The following is a 20,958-nucleotide window of genomic DNA, read 5'->3' as shown; positions in this document are numbered from 1 at the left end:
AGTCTCCATGGCCTATCCCTACCAGCGCCCGCGGCGGATGCGCCGCGACGGGTTCTCGCGGCGCCTGATGCGCGAGAACCTGCTCACCACCAATGACCTGATCTACCCGGTATTCGTGCACGAGCAGGCGGGCCGTGCGCCGGTGCCGTCGATGCCGGGCGTGGAGCGGCTGTCGATCGACGAACTGCTGCGCGTGGCCGAGCAGGCGCTGGAGTTCGGCATCCCGGTGCTCGACCTGTTCGGCGTGCCCGACCCGGCGGCCAAGACCGCCGACGGGCGCATCGCATGGGACGAGGACGGCATCGTGCCGCGCGCCATCCGCGCGTTGAAGGCGCGCTTCCCCGAGCTGGGAGTGATGAGCGACCAGGCCCTGGACCCGTACACCACCCATGGCCAGGACGGGCTGATCGACGACTCCGGCTACATCCTCAACGACGAAACGGTCGAAGCGCTGGTCAAGCAGTCGCTGGCCCATGCCGCCGCCGGCGCCGACATCCTGTCTCCCAGCGACATGATGGACGGGCGCATCGGCGCGATCCGCGAAGCGCTGGAGGACGCCGGCTTCATCAACACCCGGATCATGTCCTACGCGGCCAAGTACGCCAGCGCGTTCTACGGCCCGTTCCGCAGCGCGGTCGGCAGCGCGGCCAGCCTGGGCAAGGGCAACAAGTTCACCTACCAGATGGACCCGGCCAACTCCGACGAAGCACTGCACGAGGTCGAGCTGGACATCGCCGAAGGTGCGGACATGGTGATGGTCAAGCCCGGCCTGCCGTACCTGGACGTGATCCGCCGGGTCAAGGACGCGTTCGGCGTGCCGACCTTCGCCTACCAGGTCAGCGGCGAGTACGCGATGCTCAAGGCCGCTGCCGCCAACGGCTGGCTGGACGAGCGGGCCTGCGTGCTGGAGGCGCTGCTGGCATTCAAGCGCGCCGGTGCCGATGGCGTGCTGACCTACCATGCGCTGGACGCGGCCCGCTGGCTGGGCGAGGGCCGGGCCGGCCCGCCTGGCGCGGAGTAGACTGCGGCAGACGCGGCGCCCACGCGCAATCGGGCAGGCTGCAGGTCCATCGCTCACTGGGGGTACACAGCACGCATGTCCACCGCCCGTTATGCCGTCTTCGGCCACCCGATTTCCCATTCGCTGTCGCCGCGCATCCACGCGACCTTTGCCGCCCAGGCCGGCATCGCCCTGGACTACACCGCCATCGATGCACCGCCGGAACGCTTCGCCGCGATCCTTGACGAATTCGCCGGCAGCGGCGGGCGCGGCGGCAACGTCACCCTGCCGCTGAAGGAAACCGCCTTCGCCCTGTGCACCCAGGTGAGCGAACGCGCGCGCCTGGCCGGTGCGGTCAACACCCTGGTGCGCAACGACGGCCAGTGGCATGGCGACAACACCGACGGCGCCGGCCTGGTGCGCGACCTCACCAGCCGCCACGGCCTGGACCTGCGCGGGCGCCGCACCCTGCTGCTGGGCGCCGGCGGTGCCGCGCGCGGCGTGGCACCGGCGCTGCTGGACGCGGGCATCCTCGAACTGGTGGTGGTCAACCGCACGCCGCAGCGCGCCGACGCGCTGGTCGATGCGCTGGGCCAGCCGCGGCGCGCGCATTCGCGCTACTGGGACGACCTGTCCAACCAGGGCGACTTCGAGCTGATCATCAACGCCACCTCGGCCGGGCGCGATGCCGGCAGCAGCGGCTTCAGCGCGCCCTTCACCCTGGTCAACAGCCGCACCCTGGCGGTGGACCTGAACTACGGCCAGGTGGCGGTTCCGTTCCTGGCCTGGGCGCGGGCCGGCGGCTGCCACAAGGTGGTCGATGGCCTGGGCATGCTGGTCGAGCAGGCCGCCGAGAGCTTCAAGCTGTGGCACGGGGTGCGTCCCGACACCGGCCCGGTGTACGAAGCGCTGCGCGCGCGCGACGACAACCTGGTCACCGCCGAATGACCCCCGGCGCACCGGCACCGTTTCCAGCCAGGACCTGACCCGTGATCGACTCCGACGCCGTTGGCCATCTGATCAGCATGATCCTCCACCAGCTTCCGTGGCTGCTGGCCTGCACCGGCGCGCTCTGGCTGCTATGGCCGCGCGGCGGCCGGGTGGTCCATGGCCAGACCCTGGCCCTGTCAGGCGTGGGCGTGCTGCTGGGCGCGACCCTGCTGCGCCTGGTCGCCAACGCCATCCATGGCCGGCTGCTGGCGCGCCTGGTCGACCACGGCAGTCCCTTCAGCGACCACGGGATCCTGGTCACCGCGCTGAATGTCAGCGGCGTGCTGCTGGGGCTGGCCAGCGCCGTGGGCCTGCTCCTGCTGGCCATGGGCGCGAGCCGGGCGATGCGCCTGCTGCCTCGCTGAGCGGTACCGGCGTGCCCGCCGCCGCGTGCCGGGCTAGCATGGGCCGATGAAACGATTCCTCCTGGCCTGCCTGCTGCTGGCCGTCACCATCACCGCACCGGCCTTCGCCGAAGGCCAGTTCAAGGTACTGGTGGTGGCCATCCCCAACCGCTACCACCACGACTACACGGTGGTGGCCAGGCCGCAGTTCGAGCGCATGGCGCAGCGGCATGGCTTCGACATGGACTGGGCGTGGAGCAACCGCCCGTTCGACGCGGACCTGTCCGGTTATGCAGCCATCGTCCTGCTCAATACCGCCGGCGGCGATCTGGAGACCACCCAGCGCAAGGCGCTGGAGGCCTACGTGCGCGGCGGTGGTGGCGTGGTGGCGGTGCACCGGGCGATGGTGTTCGACCAGCCCGGCCACTGGCCCTGGTTCGAGAAGCTGGTCGGTCGCGCCTTCATCATCCACCCGATCGTGCAGACCGCCACGGTGCGGGTGGAAGACCCGGCCTTCCCGGCCACCTTCGGCCTGCCGGCGCGCTGGATCTGGACCGACGAGTGGTATGAGTTCGGCCCGCCACTGGTGGACGGCCTGCGCACCGTGCTGAGCGTGGACGAGCGCAGCTACGACCCCACCCGCATCTGGCCCGGCCAGGTATCGCGCGGGATGGGCGCCGAGCATCCGGTGGCCTGGTATCACCACTACGACGGCGGCCGCGTGTTCGCCACCGCGCTGGGCCACACCCCGGCCCTGTACGACGATGCGCTGTACCTGGAACACCTGTACGGCGGCCTGTGGTGGGCGGCCACGGGCAAGGGCATCGAGCCGGAGCCCGCGCAAGAACATCGGGCGCGCGAGTAAGCGCCGCGCCGGCCGCGGCCGGCTCCCGGCGTGGCCCGCGCCGGGCCGCAGCGGTCATCCCACGCGATGGATCAGGGCGCCGGCCGGCGGTACAGCGCCGCGCTGATGCACGACAGCACGCTGACCACGAACCAGCCGAACGGCAGCAGCGATACGGTCAGCACCCAGGTCACCAGCCAGGCCACGCATGCGGCCAGGAACCAGAACACCGCCGACATCACCCGGCCCTGCACCAGTTGCCCCAGGCCCGGCACGAAGAAACTGCAGATGGCGGCAATCACGTTTCCGGTCGAACCCTGTCCGCTTCCCATGTCGCGTCTCCCTGGGTGGTATGGCCCATCTTCGCCGGAACCGGCGCAGATGCCAGTGAAGGACGTCATGTACGCCGCCCGGGCTGCGGTTACAGCAGGCCGTCGCGCTTGACCGCCAGGTAGCGTTCGACCAGGGCCGAGGGCAGGTCGGTGGCGGCCACGTCCAGGGTCATCACCCGCTGCCGGCGCAGGGCATCGTGCGCCTGCGCGCGCTCGGCCAGGTAGCGGGCCGCGGCACCGGCACCGATGGCGCCGTGCAGGTCGGTGACCTCGCGTGCCAGCGCCTGGTCCAGCGCCTGCTCGCGCAGGCTGGCCACGCACACCAGGTGGCGGCGTTGCAGCAGGCGCACGGCCACCAGCAGGTCGTCGCTGTCCTCGTCGCGCACGTTGGTCACCAGCATGACCAGGGCACGCCGGCGCTGGTGCCGGGTCAGCTCCTCGGCCATGGCCAGGTAGTCGGTTGCCACCCCGGCCGGCTGCAGGTCGTAGCTGCCGCGCAACAGGCCCTGCAGTGCGCCAGGCCCGCGCCGCGGCGGCACCCATCGGGCCTGCGCGCCTGCGGCCATCAGGCCCACCGCGTCGCCCTGGCGCAGCGCCAGCCAGGCCACCACCAGGGCGGCGTTGAGGGCATGGTCGAAGTGAGACAGCCCGCCCTCGCTGGCCAGCATGCGCCGGCCGGTATCGACCACCAGCAGCAGTTGCTGGTTGCGCTCGTCCTGATACTCGCGCGAGATCAGCTTGCGGGCGCGGGCGGTCGCCTTCCAGTCCACCTGGCGCAGGCTGTCGCCGGTGCGGTACTCGCGCATCTGGCGGAAATCGGTGCCTTCGCCGCGGCGGCGGCGCAGGTGCGCGCCCACCAGCATCGAGGCCTGTTCGATGCTGAACAGGGTAAGCCGGGCCAGCGGCGCGAAATCCGGGTAGACCCGCGTCTCCTGCGCCTGGCCGGCGGTACGCAGGCCGGTCCACAGGCGCCAGGGCGACTGCAGGCGCAGGTGCACGCCGGCAAACACGAAGCAGCCGCGCGCGGCCGGCTGCAGCCGGTAGCGCATGCGGGTGACGCTGGCCGCCGGCAAGCGCAACCGGCGCGGCAGGTCATCGGCCTGCCAGCCACCGGGGTGCAGGTCGAACACGTCCACGCACATGCGGCGCCGCGACTCCAGCGCGATCTCCACCTCGCGCGCCACGCCCACCGCCAGCGCGTCGGGCAGGGTGCGGGTGACCACCGGCGTCGGCGTGCGCCACAGGCGCAGCGCATCGACGGCGGCCAGCAGCACCAGCACCGCCACCAGCAGCCACCAGGCAGCCACCGACAGCACGCCCAGCACCGGCAACAGGCCGGCCAGGCCGCACAGGGCCAGCAGCACCAGCAGGGCCGGCGCCGGCCTCATGCCGATGCGTCCGCGGCAGTTGCGCTGCTCACTGCCGCGGCGCCTCCACCCGTGCCAGCAGCGCACGCAGTACATCGTCGGGTGATTGCTGGTCGATCTGCAGTTCCGGCGCCAGCATGATCCGGTGCCGCAGCGCCGGCACCGCCACCGCACGCACGTCGTCGGGCGTGGTGAAGTCGCGCCCGCCCAGCACCGCCTGCGCGCGCGCGGCGCGGACCAGGGCGATGCTGCCGCGTGGGCCGGCGCCCAGCGAGATACCCGGCCATTGCCGGGTGGCCGCGGCGATGCGCACCGCGTAGTCGATCACCGCCGGGTCCACCGCAACCTGCGCGGTGCCCTGCTGCATCGCTACCAACTCGCCGGCATCGACCACCCGCCGCACCTGCGACAGTTCGAAATCGCCGCCGCTGCGTCCACCGGTGATCTGCGCCACCATGCGCTTCTCGTCCTCGGCTGCCGGATAGCCGATCACCACCTTCAACAGGAAGCGGTCCAGCTGCGCTTCGGGCAACGGATAGGTGCCCTCCTGTTCCACCGGGTTCTGGGTGGCCAGGGCCATGAACGGCGGCGGCAGCGCAAACGCACGGCCCTCGATCGTGACCTGGCCTTCCTGCATCACTTCCAGCAGCGCCGACTGGGTCTTGGCCGGGGCGCGATTGATCTCGTCGGCCAGCAGCAGGTTGGTGAACACCGGGCCGCGACGGATCTTGAAACTCTCGGTCTTGGGGTCGTACACCGCATGGCCGCTGACGTCGCTGGGCATCAGGTCCGGGGTGAACTGCACGCGTGCGTAGTCCAGCGCCAGCGCCTGGCCCAGGGCACGCACCAGCAGGGTCTTGCCCAGCCCGGGCACGCCCTCGATCAACACGTGGCCGCCGGCCAGCAGTGCGACCAGGATCTGGTCCAGGACCTGCTCCTGGCCGATGAAGGCCTTGGCCACTTCGTCGCGGACGGCGGCGGTGCGCTCGGCCAGGTGTTCGCCGGTGATCGGCGGCAGCGGTGCGGGGGTTGCGGTCATAGCCGGTTCCTCATCTGGATCAGGGTTCGCACGCGGGCGAAGAAGGCATGGCGGTCATTGGCCTGAGGCGTGGTCAATGCATCACGCACGGTCAGGTGTGGCAGTTGCAGGCGCGTGGCGATGGCGGCCACGCGCGCATCGCCGGCCAGGGCCGCAGCGGCCGGCTCGCGTCGCTGCAGCCGGGCCAGGAAGGCCTCGCGCGCGGCCGTGTACAGCAGCTTCGACTGGCCATAGCGATACAGCAGGTCGCCACTGGCGCGCACGTGTTCCAGCAGCGAGCGGCGGCCCGCTTCCGGGCTTGGCAGCCACGGGCCGAAACGCTGGCCGCGGCGCCACAGCCAGGCCGCAAGCAGCAGCGCAAACGGCACCCACGCCGGCCACGCGCGCCGCGCCAGGTTGCGCCACAGCGAAACCGGCTGGCCGCCGTGCACCAGGTGCACGGTGCCAGCGCCGTGGCGCGCGCCCAGCAGCTGCCGTGCCAGCGCCTGGTGCGCGGCTTCGTCGAGGACGCGGTTGCCAAGAAAATCGAAGTCGGCCAGCAGGTCCACGCTGCCGCGGCCGCGAGCGATGCGCACGTACACGTGGCCGTCTTCGCTGTCACTCCACTGCAGGCGCGGGGCGACATCCGGCTTCAGCGTGAAGCGGCTGCCATTGCAGAACTCGGTGTGCCCGGGCTGGCCCTGCACGTGCAGCGACGCGCATTCGGCCGGGTGCAGCGCGTCCACGCCCAGCCGGCGCAGCAGCGGTGGCACCGATGCGGTCGTGCCCGCGCGCTCTGGCGGCGTGCGCAGCAGCAGGTGGCCACCGCGTGCCACCCAGGCCAGCAGCGCCTCGACCTCGGGCATGGTCAGCAGCGAGGGGTCGCCGTGCAGCAGCACCGTGTCATCGGCAGCATCGGCAAACTCCTCCGGCTGCAGGCGCAGCCGCGAGTGCGTGTCGATGCCCTCGGCACGCAGGGTCTGGCGCAGGGCATACAGCGGATTGACCGCGGCCTCGCCGCTGGGCGGCAGCGGCACGCTGCGCTCCACCCGCTCATGGGTATGCACGAACCACGCTCCCAGCGCGACGCCCACGGCGACGATCGCAAGCACCGCGGCAATGGCCAGTGCCCAACGCTGGACCAGGCTCATGCGCGCCACCCCCAATGCTCCTGCGCCTGCAGCAGCAGCGCCTCGAACTCCGGCGCGTCCGGCAGCCGGCCGGCATAGGCGGTGTACTGCCAGACCCGCACGGTGCGCGCGAACAGCTCGCGCGACTGGCCGTCCGGCAGCCGCCGCGCGATGCGCAGGCACTGCGCCTCGGTGGCACCCGGCGGCAGCGTGGCCTGCACGCGCCCGGCCATGGCCTCCACGCTTGCGCGGTACAGCAGTGCCAGCGCCGCGCGCGGGTTGCCCTGTGCCCACAGCTTGCGCACGGCGGCGGGCACATCGTCGGGCAATGTTTCCGGCTCGGCCAGCGCGTGGCTGTCGGCCTCCGGTGGAGCCGGCCGACGCCGCCGCAATCCGCCGCCGCGCAGCCACGGCAACCAGCGCGGCGCGGTACCCACGACCACCAGCAGCAGCACGACCAGCAGCAGCCACAAGGCCCACTCGGCCGCGCGCGCGACCATGGCGACCATCTGTTGCAGCGACTTGGGCAGTTGTAACGGCGGCCGCACGGTGTCACCGCGGACGCCCTTCGGCTGCCAGCTGACCACGGTACGGCGCGCGCCGATCAGTGGGTCCTGGTAGGCGCGCGTGGCCGCGTCGCGGAAGCGCGCATCGTCCTGCAACTCGGTACCGAACACGGCAGGCAATGTCGGCGCGGCCGCGGCGCTGTTCTTCCGGACCCGGCCATTGCCGTGCGCTGCATCGTCGTGGCCGTGCTGGGCGCTCGCCGGTACCGGCACCAGCAGCGTCAGGCCGGCGGCAAGCGCCAGCAGCAGCGGCGCGGTGTGGGCCAGAAGGCGTTCGCGCAGGCGCCGGAACGCCAGCTCCACGTCCCAGGCCTCGCTCTCGCTGCGACGGTTGAGGTACAGGCCGAAGCCGGCAGCCACGTAGAACGGGCCCACCACCACCGCCGCCAGCCAGCCCGCGGTGTTGGCCGCCAGTGCCATCCAGGCCGGCGGCGCCTGCCGCAGCAGGCCCCATGAAGCGTGCAGCGTCGTGGCCAGTTGTTCGGCCGGAATGAACAGGAACACCGCTGCCACGCAAGCCAGCATCAGCGCCAGTTCAAAATGCACGCACACCGTGGTCAGCATGATCCCGTGCGAGTACGCCGGCCCGGCCAGCGCCGAGCGCCGAGCGCGACGCTGCGCGGGCGCATTGCCCTCCAGCAGGTCCACCGGCATCAGCAGCGCGCGGGCGGGGCCAAGCCGCCGCCAGGTGAGGTAGGCGGGCAGCATCGCGGTGCCGAAGCGCCACTGCGCGCGCAACGCTTCGGCCGCTGGCGGCGCACGGCCGAACACCGCCCGCGACAGCACGTACAGCACGATCCGCTCGAACGCCGGCTTCAACCACCACAGCAGCAGCCCGGCCAGCCACAGCTGGCCCAGCGCCCAGGCCACAGCGTTGACCAGGACAAAGCCTGCCAGCATGGCCAGCAACCATGGCCGCCATACCGCGCCAGCATGCCGGCGCAACAGCGCCGTGCCCAGTTCCATCGCCTCCCAGGACGAGCGCGGGCGCAGGTTGACCTGCAGGTCCTCAGGGCGCATCGCCGGACTCCAGCGCATCGCCACGGCCACCGCGCCACAGCCAGCCCAGCACCAGGACCCACAACACCGCCGACACGCCGAACTTGACGCCCGCCGGCACCCAGTGGGTGGACGACCAGAACGCCTCCACGACCGCCGCCAGCAGCAGCATCACCGCCACGCCCAGGCACAGCCGTGCACCGATGCGGCCGGCATCGACCAGCGCATCGCGGCGGCGGCGGTTGCCCGGCGCCACCAGGTCCAGGCCCAGGCGCAGGCCGGCACCGCCGGCGATCACGATGGCGGTCAGCTCCAGCGGCGCGTGCCCGGCCACGAAACGCCAGAACGGCTCGCCGTGGCCCACCGCCTGCAGGTGCCCGGCCACCGCGCCGATGCTCACTCCGTTGACCACCAGCACCGCGATGGTGCCCACGCCGGCCAGCAGCCCGCCGGCGAAGGTGCGCAGCCCGATGCTGATGTTGTTCATCACGTAGTAGCCGAACATGCGCCAGTCGCTGCCGCTCTCGCGGCCCAGCGCCTGGCGCGGGTCGGCCGGATCGTACATGCGTTCGAACTGGGCGATCTGGCCCGGATCCAGCATCTGGTAGATCAGGTCCGGCCGCCACTGCAGGACCAGGAACACGCCCACCAGCGGAACCACGAACAACGCCGCCGACGCCCACATCAGGCCGCCCTGGCTGCGCACCAGTTGCGGGAATCCGGCGACCAGGAACTCCAGCGCGCGGCGCCAGCGCGGCGGCGGCGCGCGGTACAGCGCCGCATGGCCATCGTGCATGAGCTGCTGCAGGTGCTGGAGCAGCGGCGGGCTGTAGCCGCGTCGCCGGGCCAGGGCCAGGTGCTGGCACAGGCGCCGGTAGCGTGCAGGAATCTCCTCGTCGGGCACCGCGCCGGTGCCGGCGGTGCGCAGCCGCCGCGGGCCCGCCCCACGCCGCCGCAGCCACTGCTCGAACGCGTCCCACTCGGCGCGATGGCGGGCGATGAACTGCTCCTGCCTCATCGCCGCCCCAGCAGTGCATTGGCGATGCCATACAGGCGTTGCACGCCTTCCTGGCCGGTGGCACCGGTCAGCGGCTGCAGCAATCCGGCCAGTTCCGCCTGGCGCGCCGGTACCAGCCGCGCGGCGCGTTCACCGAACGCCACGATGGCTGCCTGTTCGGACGCCTGCAGTGGTTGCCCCGGCGCCAGTGCCGGCACGCTCGGCACCGGGTGCAGCACGCTGCGCGGCGCCACGTGTACCACCACCGTGTCGGCCACCAGGTCACCGAGTCGGCGGCTGTCGCGGTCGCACAGGCAGGTCACCAGTCCGGCGGCGTAGCCGAACGGCAGCATGTCCACGGTGCGCAGCAAATTGCGCACGATCGCCGGCAGCCATCCCACCGGCGCGCCGTCGCCGGCGACCACGCGCAGGCCCAGCACGCGCTTGCCCGGCGTCTGCCCGCGCCACACCACTTCGAACACGATGGGATACGCCCAGAACACCAGGAACATGGCGACCAGGTACACGCCCTCGCCAAGCCCGCCGAGCAGCCCCAGCACCATGCCCAGCACCATCAGTATCACCATGCGCACGACCAGGTCGATGATCCAGGCCAGCGCACGTGGCACCGGACCGGCCGCGGGCAGGCGCAGGGCCACGCCCTCGGGCGTGACCACCTCGCGCCAGGTGTCGAGCATGGCTGGCGCAGCATGCGCCTGGACCGCCGTGGCGGCAGTCGACATCGGCCGGCGATCCTGCCGGCTGGTGGCCTGTGGCGGCATGCGTTCCCCTGAGCGTACCTGCGCGCGACTGTAACGGCCGGACGCGGCCTTGCCCAGCCGCGATGGCCGCGCGCGATCGCGGAAGTTACGGCGTGCCGGCCGCGCCAGGGTGCGCCGGTGCGGCGGCCGCCTGCAGGTAGTGGTCCTTGAGCCGCACGTAATGCGCAGCCGAATAGTGCAGGCCCTCGATCTCGCGCTCGCTCAGGCGCCGCGCCAGGCGCGCCGGATTGCCCAGCCACAGCTCGGCCTCGCCCACGGTCTTGCCCGGGCCGACCACCGCGCCGGCACCGACGAAGCCGTACCGGCGCACCGTGGCGCCGTCCAGGATCCGCGCGCCCATGCCGACCAGGCACAGGTCCTCGATGGTGCAGGCATGGATGATGGCACCGTGGCCGATGGTGACGTCCGTACCGATCAGGGTCGGATACCCGGCCGTGTTGTACGGGCTGTGGTGGCTGACGTGGACGATGGTGCCGTCCTGCAGGTTGCTGCGCGCGCCGACGCGGATGAAGTTGACGTCGCCGCGCAGCACGCAGGCCGGCCATACCGAGGCATCCTCGGCCAGTTCCACATCGCCGATGACGGTCGCGGCCGGATCGACGTACACGCGCGCGCCCAGCACGGGCACGCGGTCGAGATAGGGACGGATGGAAGGAGCCATGCCGGGATTGTAGCGGCGGCGGTCCGGGCCCACCCGCCGTGGCAGATCATCGAACCTTCGAGTGGCCGACCCGTGCCGCCACGGCGCTGTCCAGCGATGTCGGCACCCGTGCCATGCGATCATCCGCCAGGCGCCTGCAATGGCGTGCAACACGATGGACGCCTGTTGGCAGTGCGTGAATGGATGACGCCGCTGTTGCACACCGCGCAGCCTGCCGATCCACTCGCAGGGCAGGCCGGGGTATCGAGCCCGCTTCCTGATCCAGAATCCACTGATGCGCTGGATATCGCACCCATGAAAATCGCCAGCTGGAACGTCAACTCGCTCAACGTGCGCCTACCGCACCTGGAACAGTGGTTGCGCGCCTTCGGCCCCGACGTGGTGGGGCTGCAGGAAACCAAGCTGGAAGACCACCGCTTCCCCGACGAGGCGTTGGCCGCGCTAGGCTACCGCAGCGTGTTTTCCGGGCAGAAGACCTACAACGGGGTGGCGATCCTGGCGCGCGGGCCGCTGCAGGACGTGGTGGTCGGCATCCCCGGCTTCGAGCACGAGCACCGGCGTGCGATCACCGCCACGGTAGACGGGATCCGCATCGTCAACCTGTACGTGGTCAACGGCCAGGCGGTGGGCACCGACAAGTACGCCTTCAAGCTGGAGTGGCTGGCCGCGGTACATGCGTGGCTGGCGCAGGAAATCCGCGACCATCCGGAGCTGGTGGTGCTGGGCGATTTCAACATCACTCCGGACGCGCGCGACGTGCACGACCCGGCGGTGTGGCACGACGGCCACATCCTCAGCTCGGTTGCCGAGCGCAGCGCACTGCGGGCGCTGCTGGACCTGGGGCTGCACGACGGCTATCGCCTGGCGCAGCCGGAAGGCACCGAGTTCAGCTGGTGGGATTACCGCCAGGCCGCATTCCGCCGCAACCTCGGGCTGCGCATCGACCTGACCCTGGTGTCCGATGCGCTTCGCGGCTCGGTGGTCGGCGCCGGGATCGAGCGCGAACCGCGTACCTGGGAGCGGCCCAGCGACCACGCTCCGGCATGGGTCGAACTGGCGCGCTGACCCGTGAAAGCCGCGAAGGCCCGGCAGGTACCGGGCCTTCGCCATTCCATCCCTGGCGCTGCTGTCAGCGTGCCCTGCCGCGAGTGAACAGGTTCACGATCGCCAGCAGGATCACTGCACCTATCAGCGAGAACAGGAATGTCCGTATGGTGATGGCGTCGTTGATGCCGCCGCCGAACAGCCAGCCGGCCAGCATCGCGCCGACGATGCCCACGACGATGTTCAGCAGGATGCCCTGCTGCCCGTCGCGCTTCATGATCAGACTGGCCAGCCAGCCGACGATGCCACCCACGATCAACCAGATGATGATGCCCATGTTGTCTCCCTCCTGGGGTCTATGGAGTCCACTCCGGCGTACGGAGCACTCCGGGCCATCAAACCCGTGCTGCCGTGAAGCGGCCGTATATCCGCCGCACCGGCACGGTGGAGGCCTGCGGTGAGCGACGCCTGGAATTTCGGCCCGGTGCGGGTGCAGGCCCTGCCCTACCAGGCCGGCGTGCGCGGCGAGCCGCAGGTACGCGACCTGCTGGCCCGCTGGCTGCAGCAGGCTCCGGACGCCCTGCCGCTGGCCCGCGACGATTACGGCCGCCCGCGCCTGCACGCGCCCTTCCACGACCACGATGCCGGCTGGAGCCACAGCGGCGAGCGCCTGCTGCTGGCCCTGGGCCGCGACGTCACCCTGGGCGTGGACCTGGAACGCCAGCGCCCGCGCCCGCGTGCGCTGGAACTTGCGGAGCGCTTCTTCGCCCCGGGCGAAGCCCGCCTCCTGCACGCACTGGCCCCGGAACTGCGCCAGACCGCATTCCTGCGCCTGTGGTGCGCCAAGGAGGCGCTGCTGAAGGCGCACGGCCGCGGCCTATCGTTCGGCCTGCACCGGCTGGAGTTCGCACCGCAGGGCGACCATCCCTCGGCGCCACTGCAGTTGCTGGCCTGCGATGCGGCGCTGGGAGATGCAGCACGCTGGCAGGTGCGCGAATGGATTCCGCAGGAGGGCTACCTGGCCGCCGTGGCCTGGTATCCGCACCTTTCGACGTAGGCCGGCAACCGGGCGCGATGGCGCCGCCGATTGCCGCGCAATTCCTGAGGCCGCCACGCCGGCGGCCGGCGCATCACCCGGGTACCGGGCCACGCCGCACATCGGCGCGCCATGCATGGGCGATACTGCGCGGATGCCTGCCTCCGATTTTCCCGAACCGCTGCGCCAGCGCCTGGACGAGGGCCTGGATGCCCTCGGACTGGATCGCGCCCTGGCCGTGCCGCTGCTGGACTACCTGGCCCTGCTGCTGCGCTGGAACCGCACCTACAACCTCACCGCCATCCGCGACCCGGACGAGATGGTCACCCGCCACCTGCTCGACTCGCTGGCCATGCATCCGTACCTGCGCCCCGGCGCGCTGGCCGACCTGGGCACCGGCCCCGGCCTGCCCGGCATCCCGCTGGCCATCGCCCTGCCGCAGGTGCACGTCACCCTGGTGGAAAGCAACGGCAAGAAGGCCCGCTTCCTGCGCGAGGCCGTGCGCCAGCTGCGCCTGGGCAATGCGCGGGTGGCCGAATCGCGCGCCGAGGCGCTCGACGAACCCGGCGCCTACGCCCAGGTCACCGCGCGCGCGCTCGATACCCTGGCCGGCATCATCGCCGTCGGCGGCCACCTGCTCGCACCCGGCGGGCGCCTGCTGGCGATGAAGGGCATCCACCCGGCCTCCGAGATCGCCGCGCTGCCGGCCGGCTGGGCCGCGCTGGCCCTGCATCCGCTGGCGGTGCCCGGGCTCGAGGCCGAGCGCCATCTGGTCGAGGTGGGCCGGGCGGCGTGAAACCCGCATAATGGTCCGTCCCGGACACGCGCGTCCCCTCCAAGGCAGCCTCGCATGGCCCGCATCATCGCCATCGCCAACCAGAAAGGCGGCGTCGGCAAGACCACCACGGCCGTGAACCTGGCCGCCGCCCTGGCCCGCGCGCCCAAGCGCGTGCTGCTGGTGGACCTGGACGCGCAAGGCAACGCCACCATGGGCAGCGGGGTGGACAAGCGCGAGCTGGAAGCCTCCACCTGCGACGTGCTGCTGGGCGAGCGCGACGCCCGCGCCACCATGGTGACGACCGCCGAAGGCTTCGACCTACTGCCGGGCAACACCGACCTGACCGCCGCCGAAGTCCAGCTGATGGAGGCCGACGGCCGCGAGCAGAAGCTCAAGCAGGCGCTGCAGCCGTTGCGCGGCGACTACGACTTCATCCTCATCGACTGCCCGCCGGCACTGTCGCTGCTGACCCTCAATGCGCTGACCGCCGCCGACTCGGTGATCGTGCCGATGCAGTGCGAGTACTACGCCCTGGAGGGCCTGAGCGCGCTGATCGAGACGATCGAGGCGCTGCGCGGGCAGCTCAACCCGGAACTGGAGATCGAAGGCGTGCTGCGGACCATGTTCGACGTGCGCAACAACCTGGCCAATGCGGTCTCGGCCGAACTGACCGACCACTTCGGCGACCGCGTGTTCCGCACCATCGTGCCGCGCAACGTGCGCCTGGCCGAGGCGCCCAGCCATGGCCAGAGCATCGTCGGCTACGACCGCGCCTCGCGCGGCGGCGTGGCCTATTTGGGCCTGGCCGGCGAGGTCATCCGCCGCCAGCACGAGCGCCAACTGGCGCGCCGCCCGATCGCGGAGGCCAGCTGATGAGCGCTGCCAAGAAGCGCGGCCTGGGCCGCGGACTGGAAGCCCTGCTCGGTTCCAAGGCCGGCACCGCAGCCACCGCGCCGGGCGAGGCCATCGACCAGCCGCAGCCGGGCGACGTGCTGCGCACCCTGGCGGTGGCCCGGCTGCAGCCCGGCAAGTACCAGCCGCGTCGCGACATGGATCCGGCCAAGCTGGAGGAGCTGTCCGCCTCGATCCAGGCCCAGGGCGTGATCCAGCCCATCGTGGTGCGCCAGATCGGCCAGGACCGCTACGAGATCGTGGCCGGCGAGCGCCGCTGGCGGGCCGCGCAGCTGGCCGGGCTGGCACAGGTGCCGGTGGTGGTGCGCGAGCTGGACGACCGCACCGTCATCGCCATGGCGCTGATCGAGAACATCCAGCGCGAGGACCTCAACCCGCTGGAAGAGGCCCAGGCCCTGCAGCGCCTGATCGACGAATTCTCGCTGACCCACGCCGAGGCCGCCGCCGCGGTGGGCCGTTCGCGTGCGGCGGTCTCCAACCTGCTGCGCCTGCTGGACCTGCCGCCGGCCATCCGCGCCCTGGTCGAGGCCCGCCGCCTGGAGATGGGCCACGCCCGCGCGCTGCTCACCCTGTCCCCCGACCTGGCCGCCAGGCTGGCGCACGAAGCCGCCGAGAACGGCTGGTCGGTGCGCGAGGTCGAACACCGCGCCCAGCAGTTCGCCGCCGGCAAGGTGCCGGCCTCCGGCGGCGCCGCACGCAAGGCCCGCGGCGCGCGCGCGCAGCAGCCGGACATCGCCGCCCTCGAGACCGAACTGTCCGAGTCCCTCGGCGCCAAGGTCGCCATCGCCCACGGCCGCAGCGGCAAGGGCCGGCTGGTGATCCACTACACCGACCTGGACACCCTGGACGGCGTGCTGGAGCGGCTGCGCCACCGGAAGGGCTGAGCCAACGCCGGAACCCGGTTGCAATCAGGCACTTGGGCACTGCATAATGCGCGGCTCGCTGCGTCCGGTTGTCCGGATCGCGGGCCCTGGAGCGCGATCCGGGGCCGCCTCGGCAAGCGCAACCCTTCCCGCATCGCGCACGGCCCGCCCCACGGGGATGCGGCCGCAGGGCCGCCGTCTCCCGGGCTATGGGCGACACCAGACCTTTCGAGGTGCGTATGTCCCGCGTTTGCCAAGTAACCGGCAAGGGCGTGCAGACCGGCAACAACGTCTCGCACGCAAACAACAAGACCCGCCGCCGTTTCCTCCCCAACCTGCACGAGCGCCGCTTCTGGGTGGCCTCGGAGAATCGTTGGGTGAAGCTGCGTGTTTCCGCCGCTGCCCTGCGCACCATCGACAAGAACGGCATCGATTCCGTTCTGGCCGAGCTGCGTGCCCGCGGCGAAAAGATCTGAGGAGCAACCGACCATGGCATCCAAGCGCGACAAGATCCGCCTGACCTCCTCGGCCGGTACCGGCCACTTCTACACCACCGAGAAGAACAAGAAGAACACGCCGAACAAGATGGAGATCAAGAAGTACGATCCCGTCATTCGCAAGCACGTGATCTACAAGGAAGGCAAGATCAAGTGACGTAGCGTTGCGCCCGCGCCAGCGGGTGCACCCACGCGTTACCCGTGTCGCAGAAGCCCCGCTCCGGCGGGGCTTCTGCTTTTCCGGGCCGGGGTGGAGCGGCGCTCCCGCACGTGGTGGCATCCGGCCCGAAGCGCGGTCGCGCGGTCGCGCGGTCGCAGTCTTCGTCGTTCAGCCTGCCGCCACGCCGAGCGCGTCCAGCGCGCAGCGCAGTTGTGCGTCCGGCGCCAGCTCCACCGCGATACGGGCCACGTCGGCCTCGTCGTGCGGCGGTTCCAGGGCGGCGAACTGGCTGTCCAGCAGGCAGACCGGCATGTAATGGTCGCTGCGCGCACGCATGCGCGAGGCGATCAGTTCCGCCTCGCCGTGCAGGAACAGGAACTGCAGCGGCAACCCGGCCTGGCGCAGCATGTCACGGTGCGCGCGGCGCAGGCCCGAGAAGGCCAGGGTGACGTTCTCGCCGGCCGCCACCCGGCGCGCCAGGTCGGCGGCGATGCGCTCCACCCAGGGCTGGCGCATGGCGTCGGTCAGCGGCTGGCCGCTGGCCATCAGCGCCTTGGCCTGCTCGCTGTGGAAGTCGTCGGCATCGAGGAAGGTGGCGCCCCATGCCGAAGCCAAGGCACGGGCCAGGGTGGTCTTGCCGCTGCCGGACACGCCCATCACCACGGCCACGCGCGCCGCGCTGCTGCCGCCGGCGCTCATGCCGCCGGCCCTGCCCCGTCCGCGGCGCGCGGCGCGTGCGGCAGTTCCACCCGCACCTCGTAACGGCGGCCGGGCGCGATGTCGCTGAAGACGTCCCCGTCCAGCCAATGCCCGTCCACCGCCACGCGCGGCCGGGTCACGCCATCCACGCGCTCGATCTGCACCTCGAACTCGGCGCCCCGGAAGCGCCGCAGGACGTGCGCGCGCGGCCAGTGCGAAGGCAGTTGCGGGGCGATGCGCAGCCCCTGGCCCTGGCCGCGCAGGCCGAACAGTTCCTCCACCAGGCAGCGGTACATCCAGGCCGCGGTGCCGGTGTTGAACAGCTGGCTGGAACGGCCGGCGGTGCGTGGATGCAGGCGCCAGGCGCCGCGGTAGTAGTTGGGCACGAACACCGGCAACTGGCCGCGCTGCACGCATTCGTCCAGGCGTGGCCCGGTCAGCATCGCGCGCAGCGTGCGGAACGCCCGGTCCGATTCGCCCGCCGTGTACAGCGCATGCATCCAGAAGGCGGCGGCGTGGTTGTAGACGGCGCCGTTCTCGGCCGAGCCCGGGAACTTCTGGGTCAGCCGACCCACGTCCTCGCGCATGCCGGTATAGGGCGGGTCGAGCATGGCCACGCCCGCCGGCGAAACCAGGTGCGCATCCACCGCGGCCAGCAGCCGCTGCCGGCGTGGCTGGTCGGCGGCGCCGGCGAGCATGGCCCAGCTCTGCGGGTTGAGGTAGATGCGGCCCTCGGTATCGGCCTTGACCCCGAAGACCACGCCCTCGTCGGTAATGCCGCGGCCGTACCAGTCACCGTCCCACAGCTGCGCGTTGACCGCCGCATTGAACGCCGCGGCGCCGTCGCGGAAGCTCGCCGCCTGGGCGTGGCGGCCGTGCCGCTCGCAGATGTCGGCCCACAGGTTCAGGGCATGGGCGCTGGCCAGCGAGAGCCAACCGGACACACCCTTGCCCTTCCAGCCGACCATGTTCATCGGGTCGCACCAGTCGCCCTGGGCGATGTAGCTCAGGCCGCGCGCATCGCGCTGGTCCAGCAGCCACTGCATGGCCCGGTCCAGGCGCTCGGCCACGCTGGCGGCATTGCCCTGGCGATCTGCCACCATCTCGTCCAGCAAGGCGTCGTCGCCGGTCTCGTCCAGGAACGCGCGCAGGCACACCGGCAGCCACACGCAGTGGTCGGTGTGCGGCACCTGGTTGATGTACTTCAGCTCCGCGCCTTCGGCCAGCAGGATGCCGTCGGGCATGGCGCCATTGGGCTCCTGTTGCGACAGCGCGTGCAGGAACGCGGCGCGCGCCGTGGACGGGCGCAGGTACGCCATGCCCATGTGGTCCTGCAGGTAGTTGCGGGTCTGCGGGTCGGTGCTCAGGCGGTTGGAATCACCGTGGTAGTAGACCTGGCGCGGCAGCCAGTGGTTGGTGAAGTCATCCAGCCACGGATCGGGGGTGGAGATGTGCAGGCAGCCACGTCCGCCTTCCAGGTACTGCGCATGCGCGGCGGCGGCATCGGCAAAGCCACGCGCGGACAGGTGGCGACGGCGCAGCTCGGTGATCTGGGCATCGTCGCGCGCAGGGCCGAACAGGAAGCGGTACTCCTCCTGCGCATCGGGCACCAGGCGCATGCGGTACTGCAATGCGGCGGTGGGCGTCTCGTACAGCGCATCGCCGCCAGCCAGCTGTTCGGCACCGACGATGGCGGACGGCGCGTGCAGCCCGCCCTCGCCCTCGAACGTGGCCTGGTTGGCCTCCCATGCATCGGGCGCGCGCTCGTGCAGCAGCACCGTGCGATCCATGAAGTCACGCTGGCGGAACCAGTCGGCCACCTTCTGGTACGGGGTGACGCTGGCACAGACGATGCCGCCCAGGTCGGCGCGGTAACTGCCGGACTGGTTCATCCACGACATGTAGCCGACCGGGAAATACGGGTACAGGCTGATCCGCCGCGGCCGCCCGGAGCGGTTGCGCACGCGCACGGTCCACAGCTCGACCACGTCGTCCACTGGCAGGGCCACGCTCATTTCCACTTCGATGCCGTTGCAGCTTGCCGTCCAGGCCACTTCGCCGGCGCCGATGGTGAAGGCGTAGCGGTCCGGGGTGCGGTTCACCGGCGCGTGCGGCACCGAGAACAGCAGCCCGCTGTCCTCGTCCTTGACGTAGCAGAAACGGCCCGGGTGGTGCGCGTAGTACGGCTGCTCCGGCTGCATGAAGGTCCGCGCCTCCAGGTTCGGCGCGTGCGCGTACTTGGCGGGCTCGGGCTGCATGAACTGCGCGGTGGCATAGCCGCGGCAGTTGAGCTGCAGCAGCATGCGCCGGTTCCACAGGAAGGTGGACGCCTGCGGCATCACCGTGGGGCTGCTCAGGACGAAGCGGCGGCCCTGCTCGACGAAACCGTAATGGACCAGGCTGCGGGTGGGACCGTTCATGCCTGCAACTCCCGGCGTGCGTCGAGTTCGGCCTGCAACTGCACCAGGGTGGCGTCATCCAGCGGATAGGCGCGCATCACCCACCCGGCCAGCAGCGCCACCACGCCCGGAATCACCGTCAGCAGCAGGATGATGCCCAGCTGCGAGGCGTCGGATTGCGCCTGGTTGGCGACGTAACCCATGCCCGCAAGCACCCAGGCGATGGTGGCCGAGGCCACCGCGCCGCCCAGCTTCTGCGAGAACGTGGCCGCGGCGAAGGTCATGGCCGTGGCCCGGCGTCCGGTCTTCCACTCGGTGTAGTCGGCGCAATCGGCATACATGGAGAACGCCAGCGGCGACTTCGGCCCCAGCAGCAGGCCGACCAGGGTATTGAGCGCGAGCATGGTCCAGATCTGGTCGCTCGGCACGAAGTACATGCCGCACGACACCACCCCGACGCCCACCATCAGCCAGATCATCGCCGCGCGCTTGTCCATGAACCGGGTCAGCACGGGAGTCAGCGCCGCGCCCACGGCCAGCGCCACGGAGTAGCAGGTCAGGAACAGCCAGGTCAGTTCCGGCCGCTCCACGTAGTACTTGAGGTAGTACACCAGCGAGCCACTGCGCATCACGATGGTCACCATGATCACCAGCGTCAGCACGAACAGCACCAGCCACGGGCGGTTGTGCAACAGGTCGGCGATGTCCTGGCGCACCTGGTTGCGTTGCTGCGGCGGCGGCTGGATGCGCTCGCGGGTGGTGGCGAAGGCGGTCAGGAACGCGATGCTGGCCACCACGCCGTACAGGCCCAGGGTGAGCTGCCAGCCCAGCGGCTCGTTGCCGCCACCCAGCACGCCCACCAGCTTCAGGGTCAGCGCATTGACCACGGTGGTGCCGGCGAAGGCGGCGATGAAGCGGAAGCTGACCAGCGTGGTGCGCTGCTGGCTGTCGGAGGTCATCACCCCGCTCAGTGCCGAGTACGGCATGCTCAGCACGGTGTAGGCCAGCATCATCAGGCTGAAGGTCACGTAGGCCCACACCAGCTTGCCGCCGTCGCTCAGGTCCGGCACGGTCCAGGTCAGTACGCCGGTGAATGCCAGCGGCAGCGCACCGAAGAGCATATAAGGGCGGAACCGCCCCCAGCGGCTGCGGGTGCGGTCGGCCAGTGCACCCATCAGAGGATCGGTCACCGCGTCGAACAGCTTGGTGACCAGCATCATGGTGCCCACGGCCGCGGCGGCCAGGCCCATCACGTCGGTATAGAACAATAGCAGGAACGCCGAGATGTTGGCCCAGTAGAGATTGAAGCCGAAATCGCCGAAGCCGTAGCCGATCTTCTCGCGCAACCGCAGGCGTTGCCGGGCCGCGGACGGAAGTGCGGCCGCAGCCGTGTCGTGGTGTTGATGCATGCGTGCGTGTCCCCTTCGCCTCGAAGACCGGGATCGCGCCCCTCGCGCATGCACCGGCTCGCCTGACAGCGCTGTCGAGCTTGCCGGTATCGGGCCGCGCAGGCAAGCGGCGTCGGCCGCCGGCGGACAGT

General features: G+C 71.0%; 23 protein-coding genes. 11 read left to right on the top strand and 12 right to left on the bottom strand.

What is annotated here, in order from left to right; all coding sequences use genetic code 11:
- Nucleotides 1-7 precede the first annotated feature (7 nt).
- The 4 genes from hemB to ACEJ41_RS00480 all read left to right on the top strand — a co-directional run bounded on the left by hemB (nucleotide 8) and on the right by ACEJ41_RS00480 (nucleotide 3,199).
- Nucleotides 8-1,021, top strand: a complete 1,014-nt coding sequence (hemB, locus tag ACEJ41_RS00495) for a porphobilinogen synthase (protein WP_374012855.1) — start codon at nucleotides 8-10, stop codon at nucleotides 1,019-1,021.
- A gap of 75 nt (nucleotides 1,022-1,096) precedes the next feature.
- Nucleotides 1,097-1,948 carry a shikimate dehydrogenase gene (aroE, locus tag ACEJ41_RS00490; protein ID WP_374012854.1) on the top strand — a complete coding sequence of 284 codons (852 nt, stop codon included), beginning with the start codon at nucleotides 1,097-1,099 and terminating at the stop codon, nucleotides 1,946-1,948.
- Nucleotides 1,949-1,989: 41 nt separating this feature from the next.
- The gene (locus ACEJ41_RS00485) at nucleotides 1,990-2,355 is read left to right on the top strand and encodes a hypothetical protein (RefSeq protein WP_374012853.1); all 366 of its coding nucleotides are present in this window, start codon (nucleotides 1,990-1,992) and stop codon (nucleotides 2,353-2,355) included.
- A 46-nt stretch (nucleotides 2,356-2,401) separates the two neighbouring features.
- On the top strand, nucleotides 2,402-3,199 hold the full coding sequence (locus tag ACEJ41_RS00480; RefSeq protein ID WP_374012852.1) for a ThuA domain-containing protein: 798 nt from the start codon (nucleotides 2,402-2,404) through the stop codon (nucleotides 3,197-3,199).
- A 71-nt stretch (nucleotides 3,200-3,270) separates the two neighbouring features.
- Here the strand turns inward: ACEJ41_RS00480 and ACEJ41_RS00475 are convergent, their stop codons facing one another.
- From ACEJ41_RS00475 to ACEJ41_RS00440, 8 genes are all read right to left on the bottom strand, one after another.
- Complete coding sequence (locus ACEJ41_RS00475) at nucleotides 3,271-3,510, bottom strand: hypothetical protein (protein ID WP_374012851.1); 240 nt, start codon at nucleotides 3,508-3,510, stop codon at nucleotides 3,271-3,273.
- Between the two features lie 89 nt (nucleotides 3,511-3,599).
- Complete coding sequence (locus ACEJ41_RS00470; RefSeq protein ID WP_374012850.1) at nucleotides 3,600-4,898, bottom strand: DUF58 domain-containing protein; 1,299 nt, start codon at nucleotides 4,896-4,898, stop codon at nucleotides 3,600-3,602.
- Between the two features lie 28 nt (nucleotides 4,899-4,926).
- On the bottom strand, nucleotides 4,927-5,916 hold the full coding sequence (locus tag ACEJ41_RS00465) for an AAA family ATPase (protein ID WP_374012849.1): 990 nt from the start codon (nucleotides 5,914-5,916) through the stop codon (nucleotides 4,927-4,929).
- On the bottom strand, nucleotides 5,913-7,046 hold the full coding sequence (locus ACEJ41_RS00460) for a DUF4350 domain-containing protein (RefSeq protein WP_374012848.1): 1,134 nt from the start codon (nucleotides 7,044-7,046) through the stop codon (nucleotides 5,913-5,915). The genes ACEJ41_RS00465 and ACEJ41_RS00460 overlap by 4 nt, the downstream gene beginning before the upstream one ends.
- The gene (locus ACEJ41_RS00455) at nucleotides 7,043-8,611 is read right to left on the bottom strand and encodes a DUF4129 domain-containing protein (protein WP_374012847.1); all 1,569 of its coding nucleotides are present in this window, start codon (nucleotides 8,609-8,611) and stop codon (nucleotides 7,043-7,045) included. Before ACEJ41_RS00455 ends, ACEJ41_RS00460 begins: the two co-directional genes overlap by 4 nt.
- Nucleotides 8,601-9,608 carry a stage II sporulation protein M gene (locus tag ACEJ41_RS00450; RefSeq protein WP_374012846.1) on the bottom strand — a complete coding sequence of 336 codons (1,008 nt, stop codon included), beginning with the start codon at nucleotides 9,606-9,608 and terminating at the stop codon, nucleotides 8,601-8,603. Before ACEJ41_RS00450 ends, ACEJ41_RS00455 begins: the two co-directional genes overlap by 11 nt.
- Nucleotides 9,605-10,330, bottom strand: a complete 726-nt coding sequence (locus ACEJ41_RS00445; RefSeq protein WP_374012845.1) for an RDD family protein — start codon at nucleotides 10,328-10,330, stop codon at nucleotides 9,605-9,607. Before ACEJ41_RS00445 ends, ACEJ41_RS00450 begins: the two co-directional genes overlap by 4 nt.
- Before the next feature lie 124 nt (nucleotides 10,331-10,454).
- Complete coding sequence (locus tag ACEJ41_RS00440) at nucleotides 10,455-11,030, bottom strand: gamma carbonic anhydrase family protein (RefSeq protein ID WP_374012844.1); 576 nt, start codon at nucleotides 11,028-11,030, stop codon at nucleotides 10,455-10,457.
- 294 nt (nucleotides 11,031-11,324) lie between these two features.
- Here ACEJ41_RS00440 and xth point away from each other — a divergent pair, with 294 nt between their 5' ends.
- Nucleotides 11,325-12,095: an exodeoxyribonuclease III gene (gene xth, locus ACEJ41_RS00435; protein ID WP_374012843.1), complete on the top strand. Its 771-nt coding sequence runs from the start codon at nucleotides 11,325-11,327 to the stop codon at nucleotides 12,093-12,095.
- Between the two features lie 64 nt (nucleotides 12,096-12,159).
- Here the strand turns inward: xth and ACEJ41_RS00430 are convergent, their stop codons facing one another.
- Complete coding sequence (locus ACEJ41_RS00430; protein ID WP_374012842.1) at nucleotides 12,160-12,411, bottom strand: GlsB/YeaQ/YmgE family stress response membrane protein; 252 nt, start codon at nucleotides 12,409-12,411, stop codon at nucleotides 12,160-12,162.
- Between the two features lie 120 nt (nucleotides 12,412-12,531).
- Here ACEJ41_RS00430 and ACEJ41_RS00425 point away from each other — a divergent pair, with 120 nt between their 5' ends.
- From ACEJ41_RS00425 to rpmG, 6 genes are all read left to right on the top strand, one after another.
- Entirely contained in the window at nucleotides 12,532-13,131 is a 600-nt protein-coding gene (locus ACEJ41_RS00425; protein WP_374012841.1) for a 4'-phosphopantetheinyl transferase superfamily protein, read from the top strand.
- Between the two features lie 133 nt (nucleotides 13,132-13,264).
- Nucleotides 13,265-13,906 (top strand): 16S rRNA (guanine(527)-N(7))-methyltransferase RsmG, encoded by a 642-nt coding sequence (rsmG, locus tag ACEJ41_RS00420; protein WP_374012840.1) that lies wholly within the window; start codon nucleotides 13,265-13,267, stop codon nucleotides 13,904-13,906.
- A 54-nt stretch (nucleotides 13,907-13,960) separates the two neighbouring features.
- The gene (locus ACEJ41_RS00415; protein ID WP_374012839.1) at nucleotides 13,961-14,761 is read left to right on the top strand and encodes a ParA family protein; all 801 of its coding nucleotides are present in this window, start codon (nucleotides 13,961-13,963) and stop codon (nucleotides 14,759-14,761) included.
- On the top strand, nucleotides 14,761-15,684 hold the full coding sequence (locus ACEJ41_RS00410; protein ID WP_374012838.1) for a ParB/RepB/Spo0J family partition protein: 924 nt from the start codon (nucleotides 14,761-14,763) through the stop codon (nucleotides 15,682-15,684). Before ACEJ41_RS00415 ends, ACEJ41_RS00410 begins: the two co-directional genes overlap by 1 nt.
- A 218-nt stretch (nucleotides 15,685-15,902) precedes the next feature.
- The gene (gene rpmB / locus ACEJ41_RS00405) at nucleotides 15,903-16,139 is read left to right on the top strand and encodes a 50S ribosomal protein L28 (RefSeq protein WP_013536506.1); all 237 of its coding nucleotides are present in this window, start codon (nucleotides 15,903-15,905) and stop codon (nucleotides 16,137-16,139) included.
- A 13-nt stretch (nucleotides 16,140-16,152) separates the two neighbouring features.
- Nucleotides 16,153-16,317 carry a 50S ribosomal protein L33 gene (gene rpmG, locus ACEJ41_RS00400; protein WP_374012837.1) on the top strand — a complete coding sequence of 55 codons (165 nt, stop codon included), beginning with the start codon at nucleotides 16,153-16,155 and terminating at the stop codon, nucleotides 16,315-16,317.
- 171 nt (nucleotides 16,318-16,488) lie between these two features.
- On the opposite strand, the gene ACEJ41_RS00395 is transcribed toward rpmG, so the two are convergent.
- From ACEJ41_RS00395 to ACEJ41_RS00385, 3 genes are read right to left on the bottom strand one after another with little or no spacing between them, the layout of a single operon-like run.
- Entirely contained in the window at nucleotides 16,489-17,019 is a 531-nt protein-coding gene (locus tag ACEJ41_RS00395) for a gluconokinase (protein WP_374012836.1), read from the bottom strand.
- Nucleotides 17,016-19,439, bottom strand: coding sequence for a GH36-type glycosyl hydrolase domain-containing protein (locus ACEJ41_RS00390; RefSeq protein ID WP_374012835.1), 2,424 nt, complete (start codon nucleotides 19,437-19,439; stop codon nucleotides 17,016-17,018). The genes ACEJ41_RS00395 and ACEJ41_RS00390 overlap by 4 nt, the downstream gene beginning before the upstream one ends.
- Entirely contained in the window at nucleotides 19,436-20,827 is a 1,392-nt protein-coding gene (locus tag ACEJ41_RS00385) for an MFS transporter (protein ID WP_374012834.1), read from the bottom strand. Before ACEJ41_RS00385 ends, ACEJ41_RS00390 begins: the two co-directional genes overlap by 4 nt.
- Nucleotides 20,828-20,958: the final 131 nt, after the last annotated feature.

This window comes from Pseudoxanthomonas koreensis (assembly GCF_041890415.1).
Lineage (GTDB): Bacteria > Pseudomonadota > Gammaproteobacteria > Xanthomonadales > Xanthomonadaceae > Pseudoxanthomonas > Pseudoxanthomonas koreensis_A.
This window is presented reverse-complemented; position numbering and strand designations above follow the sequence as displayed.